Source organism: Chryseobacterium indologenes (assembly GCF_001295265.1).
Classification (GTDB): Bacteria; Bacteroidota; Bacteroidia; order Flavobacteriales; family Weeksellaceae; genus Chryseobacterium; species Chryseobacterium indologenes_A.
In genome coordinates this window covers 133,049-153,366 of sequence record NZ_LJOD01000010.1, presented here as the reverse complement: position 1 = coordinate 153,366, position 20,318 = coordinate 133,049, and the positions used below count along the sequence as shown (strand labels likewise).

The 20,318-nt window shown below is 39.0% G+C and carries 15 protein-coding genes and 1 riboswitch; of the genes, 2 read left to right on the top strand and 13 right to left on the bottom strand.

Annotation, left to right across the window (positions count from 1 at the left end):
- Positions 1 to 483 precede the first annotated feature (483 nt).
- The 3 genes from cysS to folE all read right to left on the bottom strand — a co-directional run bounded on the left by cysS (position 484) and on the right by folE (position 3,172).
- Positions 484 to 1,950 carry a cysteine--tRNA ligase gene (cysS, locus tag AOB46_RS15425; RefSeq protein ID WP_062700954.1) on the bottom strand — a complete coding sequence of 489 codons (1,467 nt, stop codon included), beginning with the start codon at positions 1,948 to 1,950 and terminating at the stop codon, positions 484 to 486.
- Between the two features lie 120 nt (positions 1,951 to 2,070).
- Positions 2,071 to 2,502 (bottom strand): DinB family protein, encoded by a 432-nt coding sequence (locus tag AOB46_RS15420; protein ID WP_062700952.1) that lies wholly within the window; start codon positions 2,500 to 2,502, stop codon positions 2,071 to 2,073.
- Between the two features lies 1 nt (position 2,503).
- Positions 2,504 to 3,172, bottom strand: coding sequence for a GTP cyclohydrolase I FolE (gene folE, locus AOB46_RS15415; RefSeq protein WP_062700950.1), 669 nt, complete (start codon positions 3,170 to 3,172; stop codon positions 2,504 to 2,506).
- Positions 3,173 to 3,270: 98 nt separating this feature from the next.
- Between folE and AOB46_RS15410 the strand changes: the two genes are divergently transcribed.
- On the top strand, positions 3,271 to 4,425 hold the full coding sequence (locus AOB46_RS15410; protein WP_062700948.1) for a hypothetical protein: 1,155 nt from the start codon (positions 3,271 to 3,273) through the stop codon (positions 4,423 to 4,425).
- Between the two features lie 51 nt (positions 4,426 to 4,476).
- Here the strand turns inward: AOB46_RS15410 and metF are convergent, their stop codons facing one another.
- The 7 genes from metF to AOB46_RS15375 form a co-directional block, all read right to left on the bottom strand.
- Complete coding sequence (gene metF, locus AOB46_RS15405; protein ID WP_062700946.1) at positions 4,477 to 5,436, bottom strand: methylenetetrahydrofolate reductase [NAD(P)H]; 960 nt, start codon at positions 5,434 to 5,436, stop codon at positions 4,477 to 4,479.
- Positions 5,437 to 5,501: 65 nt separating this feature from the next.
- Positions 5,502 to 8,159 carry a methionine synthase gene (metH, locus tag AOB46_RS15400; protein ID WP_062700944.1) on the bottom strand — a complete coding sequence of 886 codons (2,658 nt, stop codon included), beginning with the start codon at positions 8,157 to 8,159 and terminating at the stop codon, positions 5,502 to 5,504.
- Positions 8,160 to 8,165: 6 nt separating this feature from the next.
- On the bottom strand, positions 8,166 to 9,257 hold the full coding sequence (locus tag AOB46_RS15395) for a fatty acid desaturase family protein (RefSeq protein WP_062700942.1): 1,092 nt from the start codon (positions 9,255 to 9,257) through the stop codon (positions 8,166 to 8,168).
- An 83-nt stretch (positions 9,258 to 9,340) separates the two neighbouring features.
- Positions 9,341 to 10,351: a homocysteine S-methyltransferase family protein gene (locus tag AOB46_RS15390; RefSeq protein ID WP_062700941.1), complete on the bottom strand. Its 1,011-nt coding sequence runs from the start codon at positions 10,349 to 10,351 to the stop codon at positions 9,341 to 9,343.
- Positions 10,352 to 10,393: 42 nt separating this feature from the next.
- Positions 10,394 to 11,554 carry an O-succinylhomoserine sulfhydrylase gene (locus tag AOB46_RS15385; protein ID WP_062700939.1) on the bottom strand — a complete coding sequence of 387 codons (1,161 nt, stop codon included), beginning with the start codon at positions 11,552 to 11,554 and terminating at the stop codon, positions 10,394 to 10,396.
- 141 nt (positions 11,555 to 11,695) lie between these two features.
- Complete coding sequence (locus AOB46_RS15380; RefSeq protein WP_062700937.1) at positions 11,696 to 13,234, bottom strand: ACT domain-containing protein; 1,539 nt, start codon at positions 13,232 to 13,234, stop codon at positions 11,696 to 11,698.
- 4 nt (positions 13,235 to 13,238) lie between these two features.
- Positions 13,239 to 14,177 (bottom strand): alpha/beta fold hydrolase, encoded by a 939-nt coding sequence (locus AOB46_RS15375; protein ID WP_062700934.1) that lies wholly within the window; start codon positions 14,175 to 14,177, stop codon positions 13,239 to 13,241.
- Between the two features lie 58 nt (positions 14,178 to 14,235).
- A riboswitch (SAM riboswitch) is annotated at positions 14,236 to 14,343 on the bottom strand.
- Positions 14,344 to 14,533: 190 nt separating this feature from the next.
- On the opposite strand from AOB46_RS15375, the gene AOB46_RS15370 reads away from it, so the two are divergent.
- Entirely contained in the window at positions 14,534 to 17,149 is a 2,616-nt protein-coding gene (locus AOB46_RS15370) for an MGH1-like glycoside hydrolase domain-containing protein (RefSeq protein WP_062700932.1), read from the top strand.
- Positions 17,150 to 17,225: 76 nt separating this feature from the next.
- Here AOB46_RS15370 and AOB46_RS15365 read toward each other — a convergent pair whose 3' ends face one another.
- From AOB46_RS15365 to AOB46_RS15355, 3 genes are all read right to left on the bottom strand, one after another.
- Positions 17,226 to 17,645, bottom strand: a complete 420-nt coding sequence (locus AOB46_RS15365) for an OsmC family protein (RefSeq protein WP_062700930.1) — start codon at positions 17,643 to 17,645, stop codon at positions 17,226 to 17,228.
- Positions 17,646 to 17,711: 66 nt separating this feature from the next.
- Entirely contained in the window at positions 17,712 to 19,034 is a 1,323-nt protein-coding gene (locus tag AOB46_RS15360) for a DUF58 domain-containing protein (protein WP_062700928.1), read from the bottom strand.
- A 154-nt stretch (positions 19,035 to 19,188) separates the two neighbouring features.
- Positions 19,189 to 20,220, bottom strand: coding sequence for an AAA family ATPase (locus tag AOB46_RS15355; RefSeq protein WP_062700927.1), 1,032 nt, complete (start codon positions 20,218 to 20,220; stop codon positions 19,189 to 19,191).
- Positions 20,221 to 20,318: the final 98 nt, after the last annotated feature.

Sequence of the window (20,318 nt, the reverse complement as noted above, 5' to 3'; positions counted from 1 at the left end):
TGAAAATATCAGAGTTATCCACAAAAGCGGATATGTTTCTGCAATCTCCCGGAAAGGGTGTTTAAGAAGGCAGGGATGGTTTCTTTATTTATATTATATATAACAGATCGGGGTATTAATAATGTGGGGCAAAACTATAAGTAAACGGTTTTGCGCTAAGCCGTATTGGAGGAACGGTATCCAGTTTGAACCTCATCGGGGGAATTTTAATAATATGTACTCTACCCTAGCCCCGATAGAAGCGGTTACCCCGCAACATGCACCGGAAAGGCAAAGGAAATGAAGCGGCAAAAAACGGCGTGAGGAGTAAAAGCGGAGAGCGGGAAAAAGCTCCTAAGAAAAAAATTGAATTCCAGAAAGATGAAATAATATGAGGGATACAATAATATATGAATGATCTCCCCAAAAAATATTCCGTAAGAATCCTGATGCTTAACACTTCTGGATTCCTACGGAATTATATCAATTGAAATTTTACTATTTTTAATTCAGAACGTAAGTTGTTCCGTCTCTTCCGTCTTTTAGTTCGATGCCTTCTGCAAGCAGTTTGTCTCTGATCTGGTCTGAGAGTTCGAAATTTTTTGATCTTCTGGCCTGATTTCTGAGTTCAATTAAAACTTTTAAAGTCTGATCCAGCTTTTCATAATTATTTTCTTCTACTGCCTGAAGTCCTAGTACATCAAATACAAAAGCATTCAGGGTTGATTTGAAATCTTCAAGATCTGCGGATGAAATGGTTTCTTTTTCATCTTTCAGTGCGAAGATGTACTTCACGGCTTCGAATAGATGTGCAATCAGAACCGGAGAATTGAAATCATCAGTCAGTGCATCGTAAGCTTTGCTCTTCCAATCTTGGAAACTAAATCCTGACTGTTTCGTGTCATCCGGAGTAATGGAGTTTAACACTTTAAGGGCCTCCATCAACCTGATAAATCCTTTTTCGCTGGCGATCATTGCATCATTAGAGATATCCAGCACGCTTCTGTAATGTGCCTGCAGGAAGCAGAAACGAACGATTGAAGGATGGAAAGGCTTTTCAAAGAAGTCATTTTCTCCTGTTACCAGCTGCATCGGAAGGATATAATTTCCTGTGGACTTACTCATACGCTGGGAATTCATCGTCAGCATATTGGCATGCATCCAATAGTTTACCGGAGCGGCATCATTGCAGGCTTTCCCCTGAGCAATTTCACATTCATGATGTGGGAATTTTAAATCCATTCCGCCTCCGTGGATGTCAAAAGTTTCGCCCAGATATTTTGTACTCATTGCAGTACATTCAAGGTGCCATCCCGGGAATCCTTCGCCCCAGGGAGAATTCCATCTCATGATGTGAGCAGGAGATGCCTTTTTCCAAAGTGCAAAATCCTGTGGATTCTTTTTCTCTCCTTGTCCGTCAAGATCACGGGTATTGGCAAAAAGCTCTTCTATATTACGTTTTGAAAGCTCACCATAATTCAGTCCTCTTCTGTTGTATTCCAGTACATCAAAATATACGGAACCATTGCTTTCGTAAGCGAACCCTCTTTCTATGAGTTTTTGTGTAAGCTCGATCTGTTCTACAATATGACCGGTAGCTGTAGGCTCAATATTTGGTGGAAGCAGATTGAACATATCTAAGACTTTATGGAAGTCTACTGTATATTTTTGTACAATCTCCATTGGTTCCAGCTTTTCTAGACGGGTCTGCTTTACGAATCTGTCGTTTTCTACGTTACCGTCATCGGTAAGGTGGCCTGCATCGGTAATATTTCTTACGTACCTTACTTTGTATCCTAAATGCATCAGGGTACGGTAGATAAAATCAAAGGAGAGGAAGGTTCTTACATTTCCTAAATGCACATTGCTGTACACTGTAGGGCCGCAGACATACATTCCCACGTTTCCTTCCAAAATTGGTTTGAATATTTCTTTTTCCGCTGTAAGCGAGTTGTATATTTTTAGTTGCATTTATTTTTAATTAAAAGATTTAATGATTAAGATTCAAAAATTAGTCAAAATAATTCTATCCACAACAAATAATTGTTGTGATGAAAATTTTATCTGAAATCCTTTTAAATTTTATCATACTTAAATTGCTTTTAAATGATACTTCAGGTGATCAATATAATCCTGAATAATATATTCCAGTGAGAAAACCTGCGGAGTTGTTTTGGTTGTATCACAGGTCCTTTTCAAAGCTTCATCCGGAATATTTTCTACGGTGTGAACAATCTGCAAATTCAGAAGCTTCCAAAGGCTGATGATTTCATCTGTAGGAATATTCTGATAGTTTTGTGCTTTTACCCAGAAATCCTGATCATAAACAATATTATCATTCTCTTTGTATTGAGTTACCACAAATCTTCTGATGTTTGTTAATGCGCTATCACAAAGATGGCCTAAAATTTCTTTTTTCGACCATTTTTCTGGTGAAATTTTATGGGACCATTCTTCCTCCGGGATGTTTTTGAATCTCGGAAGCTCTGATTCAACAATATTTTTAAGGATCTGATAGTTCATTCTAATAATCTAATTTAGCATGACTTCCCACATAGTGCAGGAATTCCTGTCTTGTGATTGGGTTTGTTCTGAAAATACCGCTTAATTCTGCCGTGATGGTAGAGCTTGCCGTATCTTTTATTCCCCTGCAGTTTACACAAAGGTGTTTCGCATCGATGATACATGCTACATCTTTTGTGCCAAGTGCTTCTTTGAGCGCATCCACAATCTGCATGGTAAGTCTTTCCTGTACCTGAGGTCTTTTTGCATAATAATCCACAATCCTGTTGATCTTTGAAAGGCCAATTACTTCACCATTTGAGATGTAAGCAACATGGGCTCTTCCGATGATGGGCAGAAAGTGATGCTCGCAGAAAGAATATACGGTAATATCCTTTTCTACCAACATCTGGCGGTATTTATATTTATTGGAGAATGTAGAGATTCCCGGTTTATTTTCCGGAAGGAGTCCCCCAAAAATTTCGTTTACATACATCTTGGCCACACGTTTCGGGGAATCTTTTAATGAGTCGTCTGTCATATCCATCCCCAGGGTTTCCATGATCTCTCCAAAAAGCTGTGTTATTTTTTCTATTTTTTCCTCTGGCGATTTATCAAAAGCATCTTTCCTTATAGGCGTATGTTCTTTTCCAGTGAAAATATCATCGTCGTTATCAGTAAAATCAACCATTTTTATTTAATTTGCACAAAAATACGGATAATATTTATTCGTCTATTTTAAATTAAACGAAAACATCATCTTTCATCTCTCAGTTTCCATCCAGGCCTATGATTATTGTTGAAGAAGTACAGAACCCAACCCAGAAAAAGGAATTTTTAGAATTTCCGTCCCGGCTTTATCAGCATGATAAAAACTATATCAGACCTTTAGATAAAACCATCAGTGAAATTTTTGATCCTGAAAAAAACAGATTCTTTAACAATGGTGAATGCGCCCGTTTCCTTTTCAAAAACAGACAGTCTGAAACGGTAGGAAAAGTTGCTGTTTTCATTCACCATGATTATCAGCAGAAACAGCCAACGGGAGGAATTGGTTTTTTTGACTGTATTAATGATCAACAGACGGCTGATTTTATTTTTGACCACTGCAAAAAGTGGCTTCAGGAGAGAGGTATGGAGGCTATGGACGGACCGATTAATTTCGGTGAACGGGATAAGTTCTGGGGACTTTTAGTTGAGGGGTTCCATGAACCGCTGTATGGAATGAACTATCATTTTCCTTATTATAAAGGTCTGTTTGAAAACTATGGTTTTCAGGTTTATTTTGAACAACTTTGTTTTTCGAGACCTATTTTCACTGAGGTTCCCAGGGTTTTCACGGTTATGCATGCCAAACACAGCCGAAATCCGGAAATTTCTGCCCAACCTTTAAGAAAGAACAATCTTCCGAAATTTGCAAAGGATTTTGCAGAAATCTATAACCGTGCGTGGGCCTGCCACGGGGAAGGGAAACAAATGGAAGAAGCAAAAATTCTGAAAATGTTCAGGACTATGAAACCTGTCATTAATGAACATATTTCCTGGTTTGTTTACGAAAATGAAAAGCCTATTGCTATGTGGATGAATATTCCGGATGTCAATCAATGGTTTAAGCATCTTCACGGCAGGTTTGGTATTGTAGAGAAGCTCAGATTTTTGTGGATGAAGAAATTCAGCAAAAACGAAAAGATGGTAGGCCTTGTTTTTGGGGTTGTTCCTGAATGGCAGAAAAAAGGAATTGACGGCTATATGATCTGGGAGGGAACACAGCATCTTCGGAAGCATACGGATTTTAAAACCACGGAACTCCAATGGATCGGAGATTTTAATCCTAAAATGATCAAAATCGCTGAAAGCCTTAATACAACGGTGACCAGAAAACTGGCTACTTACCGGTATTTATTTGACCGTAACCAGGAGTTTGAGAGACATCCTGTTCTTTAAAATAAAAACCCTGCCGTTGAACAGCAGGATATCTTTCATTTTGATACTTTATTAGAATAGCTCACCGGCTACTTTTTTAATGTTATCACTTTTCCCCATGGAGTAAAAGTGCAGTACAGGAACTCCGAAATCCAGCAGTTCCCGGCATTGGGCAATGGCCCATTCTATTCCGATCTGCTTTACCGCTTCATTATTTTTGGCATTTTCCACTTCATTTATCAATTCTTCGGGAAGATCAATCTTAAATACCTGAGGAAGTATTTTCAAATGTTTTTTTGTTGCAATAGGCTTGATTCCCGGAATGATAGGAACTGTAATTCCCATTTCTCTGGCCTTTTGAACAAATTCAATGAATTTTTTATTCTCAAAGAACATCTGGGTTACGATATAATCGGCTCCGGCATCTACTTTCTGCTTCAGCCATTTCAGGTCATAGTTCATGGAAGGAGCTTCCATGTGTTTCTCGGGATATCCGGCTACGCCTATGCAGAATTTGTTGAGTTCATCACACACCGTGTCTTCGTTATGAAGATATTTTCCTCTGCCCAGATCATTGATTTGATGAACAAGATCCATTGCACTGGCATGCCCTCCCTGAGTAGGCTCGAAATACTGATGCCCTTTCATTGCATCTCCTCTTAATGCCATAACGTTATCAATACCCAGGTACATACAATCTACCAGCAGATATTCTGTTTCTTCTTTGGTAAATCCTCCGCACAGCAGATGGGGAACGGTATCTACGTTATATTTATGCTGAATGGCTGCACAGATACCGAGAGTTCCGGGACGCATTCTTGTGATGCGGCGTTCCATCAGCCCGTTTCCTTTATCAATATAAATATATTCTTCTCTGGAGGTTGTTACATCAATAAAAGGCGGCTTGAATTCCATTAAAGGATCTATATTGGTATAGAGATCTTCAATTCCGATTCCTTTTTGGGGAGGAACAACTTCGAGGGAGAATAAAGTTTTTCCATTTGCGTTTTTTATATGATCTGTTATCTTCATTTTCTTTTCAGTTATTTTTTACTGTTACCGGTTGGCTTTTCTTAGTTTTTAACTCCCTGAATTTATTAAGCTAAATTGGGAGACAGCCATTTCTGTGCTTCTTGTATGGTGCATCTTCTTCTTACAGCATAGTCTTCCAGCTGATCTTCCGTAATTTTCCCAAGACCGAAATATTTGGCGTGCGGGCTTCCGAAATAATATCCTGATACGGATGCTGTAGGAAACATGGCTAAGCTTTCGGTAAGGAAAACACCTGTATTTTCCTCTACTTTTAAAAGATCCCAGATGGTTTTCTTTTCCAGATGATCAGGGCAGGCAGGATATCCCGGAGCGGGACGTATTCCTTTATATTTTTCGGCAATCAGGTCTTCATTACTCAGGTCTTCCTGGTTGGCGTATCCCCAATATTCTGTTCTTACTTTTTTGTGTAAAAATTCAGCATAGGCTTCTGCAAATCTGTCGGCAAGTGCTTTTACCATGATGGCATTATAATCATCATTGGCTTTTTCATATTCGGCAGCAAGTTCATCGGTTCCGAAACCTGTTGTTACGCAGAAAGCTCCTATATAATCTGTTTTACCGGAATTCTGTGGTGCAATAAAATCACTTAAAGCCAGATATTCTTTGCCTTTAGATCTCTGAGCCTGCTGTCTAAGGGTTAAGAATCTGGCCTGCTCTTTATTATCCTCATCGAAAACAATAATATCATCCGTTTCATTGGAATTGGCTTTAAAAACACCAAAAACTGCTTTTGCCTGCAGAAGTTTCTCATCAAGAATCCTCTTTAGAATACCCTGGGCATCTTTGAATAATTCTTTGGCCTGGGCACCTACCACCTCATCTTCTAAAATATTCGGGTATTTGCCATGAAGATCCCAGCTTCTGAAGAACGGCGACCAATCTATAAACGGAAGAAGCTCATTAAGGTCCTGATTTTCTATAACGGTTACGCCTAAATTATTCGGTGTAAAGATTTCTTCATTTTTCCAGTCTATGGTAAAGTTGTTTTCGCGGGCTTCCTCAATTGAAACGTAATCTTTGTCCACCTGCCTGTTCAGGAATTTTTCTCTGAAATCTGAATAGTCATTTTTTAACTCTGAAACGTATTCTTTATTTCGGTCTCCCAGAAGAGAGCTTACCACGTTGACAGCTCTGGAAGCATCATTCACATGAACGACTGCATTTTTATATTTTAAATCTATTTTTACTGCGGTATGTGCTTTAGAAGTTGTAGCGCCACCAATCAATAGAGGGAAATTAAGATTCTGTCTTTCCAATTCTGAGGCGATATATACCATTTCATCAAGGCTTGGCGTAATTAATCCGCTTAATCCAATAACGTCTACTTTTTCTTCAATAGCTGTCTGGATGATTTTTTCAGCAGGTACCATTACTCCGAGATCTACAATTTCGTAATTGTTGCAGCCCAATACCACACTCACAATATTTTTCCCGATATCATGAACGTCTCCTTTTACTGTAGCCATCAGGATTTTACCGTTAGCCGGCTTTGAACCGTCTTTCTCTGCTTCAATAAAAGGCTGCAGGTAAGCTACAGCTTTCTTCATTACCCTTGCTGATTTTACCACCTGGGGCAGAAACATTTTTCCGCTTCCGAAGAGATCGCCTACAACTCCCATTCCGGTCATCAGATTAATTTCAATAACATGGAGTGGTTTTTCTGCCTGCTGCCTGGCTTCTTCCACATCTTCTTCAATGAAACGATCGATACCTTTAACCAGGGCATGGGTAATTCTTTCCTGCAATGGATGATTCCTCCATTCAAGGTCTTCTGTCTTTTCTTTTTTTACGGATTTATGTTTTTCGGAATAATCCAGAAGTCTTTCTGTGGCATCATCTCTTCTGTCGAGGATCACGTCTTCTACAAGTTCCAGCAGCTCTTTATTGATTTCATCATATACTTCCAGCATCGCAGGATTTACGATTCCGATGTTCATTCCTGCCTGAATTGCGTGATAAAGGAATACGGAATGCATTGCCTCCCTTACGGTATCATTTCCGCGGAAAGAAAAGGAAACATTGCTCACTCCCCCGCTTACTGAAGCATAAGGCAGGTTTTGTCTCACCCATCTTGTGGCTTCAATAAAATCCAGTGCATTTTTTCTGTGCTCTTCCATTCCTGTAGCCACCGGGAAAATATTCAAATCAAAAATAATATCTTCCGCAGGAAAGCCTACCTGATTGACAAGAATGTCATAAGACCGTTTTGAAATTTCAATTCTACGTTCGAGATTATCTGCCTGCCCTACCTCATCAAATGCCATAACGATAACTGCTGCCCCATATCTTTTAACTGCTTTGGCCTGTTTAATGAATTCTTCTTCTCCCCCTTTCAGGCTGATGGAATTCACTACACATTTTCCCTGTGCCACCTGAAGTCCGGCTTCGAGAATTTCCCATTTGGAAGAGTCTACCATGATGGGGATTCTTGCGATATCCGGTTCTGAGGCAATCAGATTAAGGAATTTAATCATAGAAGCTTTTCCGTCGATCAGTCCGTCATCAAAATTCACATCCAGGATCTGCGCTCCTCCTTCTACCTGATGGCGTGCAATATCGAGTGCTTCGGAGAATTTCTCCTCTTTAATCAGTCTTAAAAATTTTTTGGAACCGGCAACGTTAGTCCTTTCACCTACATTGATGAAGTTACTTTCCGGTGTTATGATAAGAGGCTCGAGGCCTGATAATCTTAAATATTTCATTAATTTTTATTCTTCTAAAATATAGTAGGCATTGTTAGCATTCTGTTTCAGCAGATCTACATGTTTGCCTAAAGCTTTAAAAATCGGGAACCTTTTATAGGTCAGGCCATGTTCTTTTGCGAATACCTCTATTTCTTCTGTAATCTCGTTATAGTACATATAGCTATAGTTCGGAAAGAGGTGATGGGCAACATGGAAGTTAAAGTTTCCCAGTACATTTCTTACCAGCCAGTTATTTTCCTGCAGATCATTGGTTACTTCCAGCTGATGACGAAGCCAGCTGAACGGGAGTCCGTTTTTCTGATCGAGTTTGGGAAAGGCATTATCCGGAAGCGGATGCAGAGGCAAAAGCACAAACAGTGCAAAAATACTTGCTGCGATCACCTGCAGGAACCATGCTCCCAAAGCCAAACCGATTGATACTTTAAAGAACACAACCGGAACCACAATCTGATAAAAGAAGTAAAACAGTTTGTAACTCACCATTTTTACTTTTTCCATTACCGGAATGGCCCCCTGCGTTTTCAGAATTACTCTTTCTTTATCAAAAAAGTCCCTGAAATCCCTTATAAACATCCAATTAAACAGATAGAGCGGGTATACAAGGAAAAAAAATCTGTGTTGGTATTTCTGAATTCCTTTTGCTTTAATCCACGGAACAATCAGTAATAGTCCGCTCTGTTCAATGTCTGTATCCCATCCGTCTACATTGGGGTAGGCATGATGGCTTGCGATATGCCTTTTTTTCCAGATATAGGAATTGGCGCCTACAAAGTCAAACAGATGCATCACCAGCGCATTCAGCTTTTTACTTTTATAAATATTATTATGGGCAGCTTCATGAATTAAATTCAGATAGATCAGAACAAGGGAAATTCCCATTAAAATAAAGCCGGAAATATAAACCCATGGTTTATCTGCATGAAACACCGCAAAAAAATACAACCCAAAGTAGACCAAAGGCAGGATGACTGCTTTGATCTGAATATAAATATCCCGATTTTCAGGAATGGCTTCTACCCTTTGGTTCACTTTCTTTCTCAGTTCATTAAACAATTTGGCATCGTCTGAATCTTTTAAGTAACTCGGCTTTTCCATTATATTAAATTTTGTGGTTTATTTAAAGATAATATTTATAACCTAGCTCTCATTCTTTGTTTTAATTAAAAAAATCTATTAAATCAAACAAATTCCTTCAATTTCCTTGGCGGATATTCTGCTACTAAATCTGCAATTGCTTTGATATGATCGGGCGTTGTTCCACAGCATCCTCCGATAATATTGATCAGCCCTTTTTCTGCGTATTCTTTGATCTGTCTGGCCATATCTTCCGGTGTTTCATCATATTTACCAAAGGCATTCGGAAGTCCTGCATTCGGATAAGCAGAAACATAGAATTCTGAATTATGGGCCAGCGTTTCCAGATAAGGCGTCAGCTGATCTGCTCCCAACGCACAATTGAATCCTACACTCAGCAGGTTCAGGTGCGATACTGAGATCAGGAAGGCTTCAGCAGTCTGACCGCTTAGTGTTCTTCCTGAAGCATCTGTAATTGTTCCTGAAACCATGATCGGAATTCTGATTTTTCTTTCGTCCTGAATTTCGTCGATTGCAAATAGCGCTGCTTTTGCATTCAGGGTATCAAAAATGGTCTCTACCAGCAGAATATCTGACCCTCCATCCAGCAAGGCTTCACACTGCTGTTTATAGGCTATTCTCAGTTCTTCAAAAGTAATGGCCCTGTATCCGGGATCATTAACATCCGGGCTTAAGCTTGCCGTTCTGTTCGTAGGTCCTATTGATCCTGCAACAAATCTTGGCTTATCGGGATTCTTAGCTGTAAATTCATCGCATACTTTTCTGGCAATTTTTGCTGATTCATAATTAAGGTCATATACCAGCTCTTCCATATGGTAATCTGCCATTGCAATCGTTGTTCCGGAGAATGTATTGGTTTCGATAATGTCTGCTCCAGCTTCCAGGTATTTCCTGTGTACCTCTTCAATAGCCTGTGGCTGCGTAAGGGAAAGCAAATCATTGTTTCCTTTTACAGGGTGTTTCCAGTCTTTGAAACGTTCTCCACGATAGTCTTGTTCTTCGAACTTATATCGCTGGAGCATGGTTCCCATGGCACCGTCGAGAATTAATATTCTTTCGGATAGGGCTTTATATAATTGTTCTGAATTTTTCATATTTCTCTGATAGGACTGCGTTCTATGCTTTATTAAATCAAATTAGTCTAATGCCTGCTTTAAATCTGCGATAATGTCGTCCACATATTCCAGGCCTACTGAGCAGCGTACCAACCCTGCAGTGATTCCTACTTCATTTCGCTCTTCATCTGTCAGCTTGGAGTGCGTGGTTGATGCAGGATGTGTTACGATCGTTCTTGTATCACCAAGATTGGCAGAAAGTGAACACATTTTTATCTTATCCAGGAAGTTTCTTCCCCCCTCAATTCCTCCTTTGATTTCAAAGGCTACAATGTTTCCGCCCAGCTTCATTTGTTTTTTTGCCACTTCATAGCTTGGATGGGATGGCAGGAACGGATATTTTACCAGTTCTACATTAGGGTGGTTTTCTAAAAATCCGGCTACTTTCAAGGCATTTTCACAATGTTTTTCTACACGGATAGCCAGGGTTTCTAAACTTTTTGACAGTACCCATGCATTGAAAGGGGACATTGCCGGTCCTGTATTTCTTGCAAAAAGATAGATTTCCCTGATGAGATCTTCTTTTCCAACTGCTACTCCTCCTAATACTCTCCCCTGTCCGTCAATGAGTTTCGTTGCAGAATGTACAACAATATCTGCACCATATTTTACAGGCTGTTGCAGGTAAGGTGTTGCAAAACAATTATCTACAATAAAAATCAGGTTATGTTTTTTTGCGATCTGTCCGAAGAATTCAAGATCCAGAATTTCAATAGCCGGATTGGTAGGGGTTTCCAGATATAAGATCTTTGTATTAGGCTGAATATACTGTTCTACATTTTCTGCATCTTCTGCTTTAAAATAGGTGGTTTCAATATTCCATTTCGGAAAATACTTTGTAAAGAGGGTGTGGGTAGATCCGAAAACAGACTGGCAGCTTACAATATGATCTCCAGCGTTCAGCAAAGCAGCAAATGTAGAATAAATTGCTGCCATTCCTGTAGCAAATGCATATCCGGCTTCTGCTCCTTCCATTTTAGCGATCTTTTCTGTGAATTCGCTTACGTTAGGGTTTGAAAAACGGCTGTACAGGTTTTTAGGTTTTTCTTCCGCAAAACTCGCTCTCATGTCTTCTGCATCCTGGAAAATAAAGCTGGATGTAAGATATAACGGTGTGGAATGCTCATCAAACTGCGACCTTTCAGTCTGGGTTCTTATTGCTGATGTTTCGAAATTTTCCATATAGTTTTAATTTTGATAATTTATTTGACAAGGCTTTGTTCTATCCTTGTTTAAACGTTCTTTCGGACTCTGCTTCAATTAATTTATCATGACAATACTCATCGTTGGTTATCTGTTATATTGCCAGATTATTGTATCCACTTATTTGGTTTCGCTTACTCTTAAAATATCTCCGAAGACACCTCTTGCGGTTACCTGAGCTCCGGCTCCGGCTCCCATAATAACGATAGGGTTTTCACCGTAGCTTTCTGTATAGATCTCAAAGATGGAATCTGAGCCTTTTAACTGTCCCAAAGCTGAAGTTGCAGGAACAGAAATTAATTTTACATCCAGTTCACCTTTGTCTTTCTGTAAATCTCCATGTAAGTCTCCAACATACCTCAATACGTGGCCGGGTTCCTGATTTTCTTTAATCTTCTGATATTCTTCATCCAGCTCTTCCAGTCTCGAAAGGAATTCTGTTTTTGAAACGGAAAGTAAGTTTTCAGGAACCAGATTTTGAATATTGATATCCTCAAATTCGTTAATTAAATCCAGTTCTCTTGAGAGTATCAATAGTTTTCTTGCCACATCATTTCCGGACAGATCTTCTCTTGGATCCGGTTCTGTATATCCTTTTTCCAAGGCTTCTTTAATAATTGTGGAGAACTTATCGTCTCTCAAAGAAAAATTATTGAAAACGTAGCTTAATGTTCCGGAGAAAACTCCTTTTATTCTAGTGATATTCTCTCCTGAGAGATGAAGAAGTTTAATGGTATCAATTAGCGGAAGACCAGCCCCTACATTGGTTTCATACAGATAGCGTCTGTTGTTTTTACTTAACGTATATCTTAGTTTCCGATATTCTTCAATGGGAAGAGTGTTGAATATTTTATTGGAGGAAACCAAATCGAAGCCATTTTCAGCCAAGGCATGATAGTTTTTAACAAAATCTTTACTTGCTGTATTATCTACAACAATCAGATTTTCCAGCTGATTGTCATTGGAGAAATTGATCAGTTCCTGAACGTTTGATGGATGTTCTGCTGTCAGAACCTCATCTGTCCAATTTGTATCAAAACCTTTTTTATTGAAGGCTATTTTCTTTGAATTGGCTACTGCTACTACTTTAAGGTCTATTTTTTTACGTCTCTTAATCTCTTCTGCGGATTCCAGAACCTGTTCTATAAGGGTTTTCCCAACGTTACCATGACCAATAATTGCCAGATGAACGGTCTTTGGTTTCTTGAAGATTTCAGACTCTATGATGTTTTTGGTTTTTTCGTCCTGTGAAGAAGTTACCACAATGTTTACCCTATTCTCGCCTGCAACCTGATTTAACAGCAGCGGGAAGACATTATTTCTTGCCAGCTCTGCAAAGACCTTATTGAAATCTTCTGCTACAAAGCCAATAACAGAAACATTGTTGATGCTGTAGATCTGTGATACTTTTCCTGATTTTCTTTCTGCTTCAAATTCATCAATAAGGCAGGCTACGGCTTTTTCTGCATCATTTTCGTGAACCAAAATAGAGATTCCGTTTTCTATAGCCTGCTGAGAGATTACTCCTACACTTATACGCGCTAAAGTAAGCGCTTTAAAAATTCGTCCGTCAATTCCTATTTCCCCCAGAAAATCTTCTCCTTCAAATTTGATAATTGATCTGTTCTTTAAAAATTTTATTTCGTTAGCATTTTTCATTTCTCTATAAAATGTTTTTTATGATATTGTTTAATTGTTGATATTCCATTAGGAAGGCATCATGCCCGTGTATAGATTGGATCTCGTGATAAGAAATATTCTCTTTTTTTTCTCTGATTTTTTCAAAACACATCCGGATTTCAGAAGCCGGAAAGAATAAGTCTGTATCTACGGAGATCATGTGCATTCGTGCCTGTATTTTTTCCAGTGCTGTTTCATCAGCATTAATATTCATCAGTAAATGATTCATCATCCTGTATGCTTTTAAACTAAACCTTTCGTTTAGAGCATTACCATGATATAACAGCCAATCTTCTGATTCCAGGCATTGTTTTTCCTGATTATACTGGTTTTGAAATCTATTGTTTAACGATTGTGGAGTTCTATAGCACAACATGGCATGAATCCTTGCTTTTTGTAATGGATCATCCTGACTGTTCAATAAGAATTTCTGAACCAGACATTGCGCATGCAGCCAGTCATGTGTTCTGTAATCGCAGGCTACAGGAATGAATATTTCTGCCAGCTCAGGCTGCTTAGCAAGCATTTCCCAGGCAATTCCTCCTCCAAGGGAACCTCCGATAATGGCATAAAGATTTTTGATATGTAGAGATTCCAGCCCTTTCAGGAATATATTAGCGATATCTGAAGGTGTGAAGTCTTCGTAGTTTTCAATTAAAAAATCATCATATCCGTTTCCGGGAATATTGAAGCACAGAACAGTGTATTTATTGGTATCAATGATCTGATTCTCCCCAACCAGCTGTTTCCACCATCCTTTTTCACCAGACACATTTGAGTTACCGGTCAGGGCATGATTGATAAGAACAATCGGGGCTGTAAACAGGTCTTTCCCGAAGATCTGATAGGTCAACGGGATATGGTATTCCTTTTGGGAATAGGTGTGATACGAAAGATTAATATAGTTTAGTTCTGTTTTCAATTCTATTATTTTAATACAATTGAAAATGCCACAAGAAATGGCTGAAAAGAACTTCAGTAAGTTATCTGTCCAAAATAATTCTGGTAGAACGTAGCACCTTCTTTGCTTGCACAAAGGGTTGCTAAGGTTTCATAGGGTCTAATCCCTCAACCTTTCTTGATAACATTTTCAATATTTGAATGAACGAATGGTGCAAAGGTAGTTATTTTCTTTTAAATATTTGAAAAAAATTTATTTAACATTAAAAAAGCCTATAAACAGAAGAGTTCCAAGGGCATGTTAAGGATTGTTCAGATGAAAAAAATTGGAATTATTTTTCAAAAAAACTACCTTCGTATTGATAAAAATGATGAGATATGACTGTTGAAAAGGAAAGATTACAAAATATACAATGGAAAAACTGGGGTCCCTACGTAAGCAACCGGCAATGGGGAAATGTACGTGAAGACTACAGTTCAAACGGAAATGCCTGGAATTTCACCAACCATAACAATGCGGAAAGCTACGCTTACCGATGGGGAGAAGAAGGTATTGCGGGAATTTCTGATGTAAAGCAGCTTTTCTGTTTTGCTTTTTCATTCTGGAATAAGAAAGATAAGATTGTTAAGGAACGTTTTTTCGGGCTGAGCAATCCTCAAGGGAATCACGGTGAGGATATTAAAGAAATTTTCTATTATCTGGACAACACCCCTACTCACAGCTATATGAAGATGGTATATAAGTATCCGATCAATGCGTTTCCCTATGATGAGCTTGTCGCTGAAAACGGAAGACGCAGCAAGAAAGAGCCGGAATATGAAATCTTTGATACCGGAATCTTTAATAATGATGAATATTTTGATATTTTCATTGAATACTGTAAAGCTGATCATAATAACATTCTTGCCAGAGTAACGGTTTGTAACAGAAGCCGCCATGATGCCCCGATTGTTGTGATGCCTACGGCCTGGTTCAGAAATAACTGGAAATGGGGCTATAATACTTATAAAGCACAGATGCATGCTTCTCAGGATGGAAGTATTGATATTGCCCATGATAGCATTTCCATCAAAAAGCTTTATTCAAGAACTCCGAATGTAGAGAGTGTTTTCTGTGATAATGAAACCAACAACTCCAAGCTTTATGGTGCTCCTCATGCTGAAAACACCTATTTTAAGGATGGCATCAATGATTTTGTCATTTACGGGAGCGCTACGGTAAACCCGGAAAAGATAGGGACCAAAGCTTCTTTTTTGATTGACGAGATCATCGGAGCGGGACAATCCAAAACTTTTGATTTCAGATTATGTCCTGAGGAAACGGATGAGCCTTTTGAGCAGTTTGATGAGATTTTCAATACCAGAATCAGCGAAACGAATGAGTTTTATAATGAAATTCAGAGTGACACAACCAATGAGGATGAAAGGAATGTTCAGCGACAGGCTTTTGCCGGGCTTTTATGGAATAAACAGTTTTATCATTATAATATCGGAAAATGGCTGAAGGGCGATCCCAATTTTGATGCTCCGAGAAACTTCAATGAGTATGTAAGAAATACAGAATGGAACCATCTTCACAATAAGGATATTATTTCAATGCCTGATAAATGGGAGTATCCCTGGTATGCAACCTGGGATCTGGCTTTTCACTGTGTTCCGTTTTCTATTATTGATGCTGAATTTGCAAAGGGGCAGCTTCTCCTGCTCACGAAGGAATGGTATATGCATCCGAACGGGCAGCTTCCGGCTTATGAATGGAATATGAGTGATGTAAATCCGCCTGTACATGCATGGTCCTGTTTCAGGGTCTTTAAAATTGATGAAAAACAAAACGGTAAGCCCGATCTTTTATTCCTTGAAAAGGTATTCCAGAAGCTGCTTCTGAATTTTACCTGGTGGGTAAACCGGAAGGATAAAAGCGGGAATAATATCTTTGGAGGCGGATTCTTAGGACTGGATAATATCGGAGCATTCGACAGAAATATGGAGCTTAAAGACGGCCAGCATCTCGAACAGGCTGACGGAACAAGCTGGATGGCAATGTATGCACTGAATATGATGCGGATTGCTATGGAACTTGCTCAGTATTATCAGGTTTATGAAGATATGGCAATCAAGTTTTTTGAACATTATCTGTATATTGCGGAAGCCATGGAAAACCTTGGTGATGGCAAGGAAGGTCTGTGGAATGAGGAAGACGGCTTTTTCTATGATGTGCTTCAGCTTGGTAACGGGGAAAGTGTTTCATTGCGATTAAGAAGTATTGTGGGACTGATCCCTTTATTTGCTGTAGAGATTGTTGATCACCGGTTGCTGGAAAAAATGCCTAATTTCAGGAGCCGAATGGAATGGATCTTAAAGAATAAGCCTGAACTCACAAAGCTGGTTTCACACTGGGACGAGGAAGGACATGGCAGAAAACACCTGATGAGTATCCTGCGTAAGAACAGACTGACGAAAGTTTTAACCAGAATGCTTGATGAGAAAGAGTTTCTGAGTGCTTACGGCATCCGGGCGATGTCTAAAGTCTATGAGGAAAATCCGTTTGTATTTTCCGTTCATGGCTCTGAAAATGTTGTGTATTATACTCCGGCAGAAAGTGACAGCAGAATGTTCGGAGGCAACAGTAACTGGAGAGGTCCAATCTGGTTTCCGATCAATTTTCTGATTGTGGAAAGTCTTCAGCGTTTTCATTTTTACTATGGCAATAGCTTAAAGGTAGAATTCCCAACAGGGAGCGGTGATAAAAGAAATCTGGATGAAGTGGCGCAAAATATCAGCCACAGGCTCTGTTCTATATTTTTAAAGGACGAAAACGGACAGCGTGCTTTTAATGGCGGAAATGCCAAATTTAATTATGACGAACATTTTAAAGATTATATTACATTCTTTGAATATTTCCACGGAGATAACGGCCGGGGCGTGGGTGCTTCCCATCAAACAGGTTGGACTGCAACGGTAGCTAAGCTGCTTAAGCCAAGGCTCACTTTTTAATGGGTAATTGGTGATGGTAATCAGTAACAAAAAAAGCCGGACAATATATCCGGCTTTTCTGTTCTAGAATATCAGATTATATTTTTTCTCCGTTCACAAGAACTTCATACCCGATTTCTACATTAGGTTCCAGAGTTTTGGATACGGAACAGTATTTCTCGAAAGATAATTGTGCTGCTTTTAGGGCTTTTTTAGGATCTATATTTCCTTCTAAAAGAAATTTTACTTTGATTGCTTTAAATGGTTTTGCATCTTCTACAGGAACTCTTTCCCCTTCTACTTCTGCCTGAAATCCTGTAATTTCCTGACGCTGTTTTTTCAGGATAGATACCACATCAATACCACTGCATCCGGCCACAGCCATCAGCACGCTTTCCATGGGGGAAACGCCTTTTGCTCCGGGTTGTGAAGTATTGTCCAGAAGGATAGAATTTCCCTGGGAATTGGTGCATTCAAATAAAAAATCGTCGTTTATTCTGTTGAGTGTTATTTTCATTATTGCTTATTGCTTATTGCTTATTGCTTATTGCTTATTGCTTATTGCTTATTGCTTATTGCAAAGTTATAAAATTCCCCTCGCTTTTATCTCCAGATATTTATTGATAACGTCAATATTTAAATTTTCAGGAAGGGTATACACCGTATAGATTCCGTATTTCCGCAATTCCTGAATGATTAATTTTTTTTCAAATTCAAATTTTTCGGCAATTACCTCATCGTAGATTTCCTGCATGCTTTCAGGGTTTTTATGGATAAGGGTCTGCAATTCTGAGTTTTTGAAGAAGACTACAACCAGAAGGTGATTTTTGGCAATTCCGCGAAGATACTTCAGCTGGCGGTTCAGTCCGTCCAGCGTTTCAAAATTGGTAAAGAGCAGTACAAGGCTTCTTTGATTCAGGGAATATTTTACATCCTGATAGAGACGGTTGAAATCACTTTCAAAAAAGTCTGTTTTGATATTATAAAGCGCTTCTGAGATTTTCCTTAGCTGCCCCGATTTATTTTCTGCAGCCACTTTATTTTCCGTTTTCTTTGAAAAGGTCATCATTCCGGCACGGTCTCCTTTCTTCAGAATGATGTGTGATAAAGCCATAGCCGCATTGATAGAATAATCAAGCAGACTTAATCCGTTGAAAGGCATTTTCATGGTTCGCCCTTTATCTATTAATATAAAGATACGCTGTGATTTTTCATCCTGAAACTGGTTCACCATTAACCTGTTTATTTTGGAAGTGGCTTTCCAGTTGATGGTTCTGATATCATCACCGGGAACATATTCTTTGATCTGCTCAAATTCCATGGTATGTCCAAGCTTCCGGATTTTTTTTATTCCACCCAGCATAAATTCACTCTGCAAGGCCATGAGTTCATATTTTCTAAGGTGTACAAAAGAAGGATAGGAAGGCAGCATAGCATCTTTCTGGAAATTAAATCTTTTAGCGGCCAATCCTAAAGGTGAAGATGCATATATATTCAGGCTGCCAAAATGATACTCGCCTCTTTCTTTAGGCTCAAGACTGTATTGGAAAAAAGTGTTTCTTCCCGGCTCGATTGTTTTCCGAATTAAAAAGTCTCTTTTCTGAAACTGAAAAGGAATTTCGTCAATAATTTTGGTTGTAATCTTAAACCCATAATTATTTTTAATATCGATTTTAACGAAGTTTTCATCCCCGTTTGATAGTTTTTCCGGAAGTATTCTTTGCGCCTGCAAACCGTTTTTCTGATTAAATAACAGCAGATAATCTACCATGACAGCAAGGAAGCAAGCCACCAGTGCAATATGGGCAATGATCATCATAAACGGAAAGAAAAATGCCAGGACATACAGGACCCCCACTCCGATGAGCGCGAAGAAAAACCGTGTATTGATGTATAAGTTCTTCATTAAGTTGCAGCTTGTTGATTGCTGGTTATAGATTTTAGGCAGACATTCTCTCTTGCTTCAGAAAATTGATTAGCCCGTCTAACGTTTTACATATTTCTATAATCCCCAGGTCCAACTTTATATAATTTTCTTCTTTTCAGATAAGATTTTAAACCTATCTGGGAATTTCTATTCCTTCTAAAATCTGGCGGATAATTTCATCTGCGGTGAGACCTTCCATTTCTCTTTCGGGAGAAACGATTACTCTGTGTCTCAGTACGGCATAACTGGCCTCTTTAATATCTTCCGGTGTTACAAAATCTCTTCCCCTTAATGCAGCAAAGGCTTTTGATGCGGTAAGCAGTGCAAGAGAAGCCCTGGGTGAAGCTCCAAGATACAGGAACTGGTTTTCCCTGGTATTGATGATAATTTTAGCAATATATTCCATCAGCTGGGCTTCTACAATAATCTCTTTTACGAGATGCTGGTAATTTTTCAGCTGTTCTGCATTGATGACACGGTTAACCCCTTCTGTTTTGTCTTCTTTTTTGCTTTCGTGCTGGTTTTTAATAATCGCGATTTCCTGTTCCAGATTAGGGTAGCCAACATTAATTTTGAAGAGAAAACGGTCCAGCTGGGCTTCAGGAAGCCTGTAGGTTCCTTCATGCTCAATCGGGTTTTGAGTGGCAACAACAAGGAAAGGCTCATCCATGATGTAACGGACGCCATCCATTGTGATCTGTCTTTCCTCCATAACCTCAAATAGTGCGGCCTGGGTTTTCGCCGGAGAACGGTTAATCTCATCAATTAATATAAAATTAGAGAAAACCGGTCCTTTTTTAAATTCAAATTCAGAATTTTTCACGCTGAACACTGAGGTTCCTAAAATATCGGAAGGCATCAGATCCGGAGTAAACTGAATTCTGCTGAAGCCCACATCTATGGTCTTTGCCAATAATTTTGCCGTGATAGTCTTTGCTACTCCCGGAACACCTTCTATGAGAACGTGTCCGTTTGATAAAAGTGCAGCCAGAAGATGCTCAATCATATTCTCCTGTCCTACAATAACTTTCCCGATTTCAGATTTTACCTTATCCAGGCTTGCGCGAAGTTCAATCATATCTATTCTGGACTGAAACTGGTCTTCGCTTTTATTAAGATTAATTGAGCTTTTAGTTTCTATGTTTTCGTTATCAAGATTTTCCATATTATTTATTTTTTTTGACAGGACTCCGTTCTATCTTTTGTTAAACTGTTCCTTGGGAACTTTTTTTATAATTCAGTAATATTGAGCCTCGTTATACA

What these genes read in the sequence shown, in the direction of transcription:
- cysS (WP_062700954.1), bottom strand. Translation starts at nt 1,950, where the DNA reads ATGCAACTAAAAATATACAACTCGCTTACAGCGGAAAAAGAAATATTC.
- AOB46_RS15420 (WP_062700952.1), bottom strand. Translation starts at nt 2,502, where the DNA reads ATGAACTATCAGATCCTTAAAAATATTGTTGAATCAGAGCTTCCGAGA.
- folE (WP_062700950.1), bottom strand. Translation starts at nt 3,172, where the DNA reads ATGGTTGATTTTACTGATAACGACGATGATATTTTCACTGGAAAAGAA.
- AOB46_RS15410 (WP_062700948.1), top strand. Translation starts at nt 3,271, where the DNA reads ATGATTATTGTTGAAGAAGTACAGAACCCAACCCAGAAAAAGGAATTT.
- metF (WP_062700946.1), bottom strand. Translation starts at nt 5,436, where the DNA reads ATGAAGATAACAGATCATATAAAAAACGCAAATGGAAAAACTTTATTC.
- metH (WP_062700944.1), bottom strand. Translation starts at nt 8,159, where the DNA reads ATGAAATATTTAAGATTATCAGGCCTCGAGCCTCTTATCATAACACCG.
- AOB46_RS15395 (WP_062700942.1), bottom strand. Translation starts at nt 9,257, where the DNA reads ATGGAAAAGCCGAGTTACTTAAAAGATTCAGACGATGCCAAATTGTTT.
- AOB46_RS15390 (WP_062700941.1), bottom strand. Translation starts at nt 10,351, where the DNA reads ATGAAAAATTCAGAACAATTATATAAAGCCCTATCCGAAAGAATATTA.
- AOB46_RS15385 (WP_062700939.1), bottom strand. Translation starts at nt 11,554, where the DNA reads ATGGAAAATTTCGAAACATCAGCAATAAGAACCCAGACTGAAAGGTCG.
- AOB46_RS15380 (WP_062700937.1), bottom strand. Translation starts at nt 13,234, where the DNA reads ATGAAAAATGCTAACGAAATAAAATTTTTAAAGAACAGATCAATTATC.
- AOB46_RS15370 (WP_062700932.1), top strand. Translation starts at nt 14,534, where the DNA reads ATGACTGTTGAAAAGGAAAGATTACAAAATATACAATGGAAAAACTGG.
- AOB46_RS15365 (WP_062700930.1), bottom strand. Translation starts at nt 17,645, where the DNA reads ATGAAAATAACACTCAACAGAATAAACGACGATTTTTTATTTGAATGC.
- AOB46_RS15360 (WP_062700928.1), bottom strand. Translation starts at nt 19,034, where the DNA reads ATGAAGAACTTATACATCAATACACGGTTTTTCTTCGCGCTCATCGGA.
- AOB46_RS15355 (WP_062700927.1), bottom strand. Translation starts at nt 20,220, where the DNA reads ATGGAAAATCTTGATAACGAAAACATAGAAACTAAAAGCTCAATTAAT.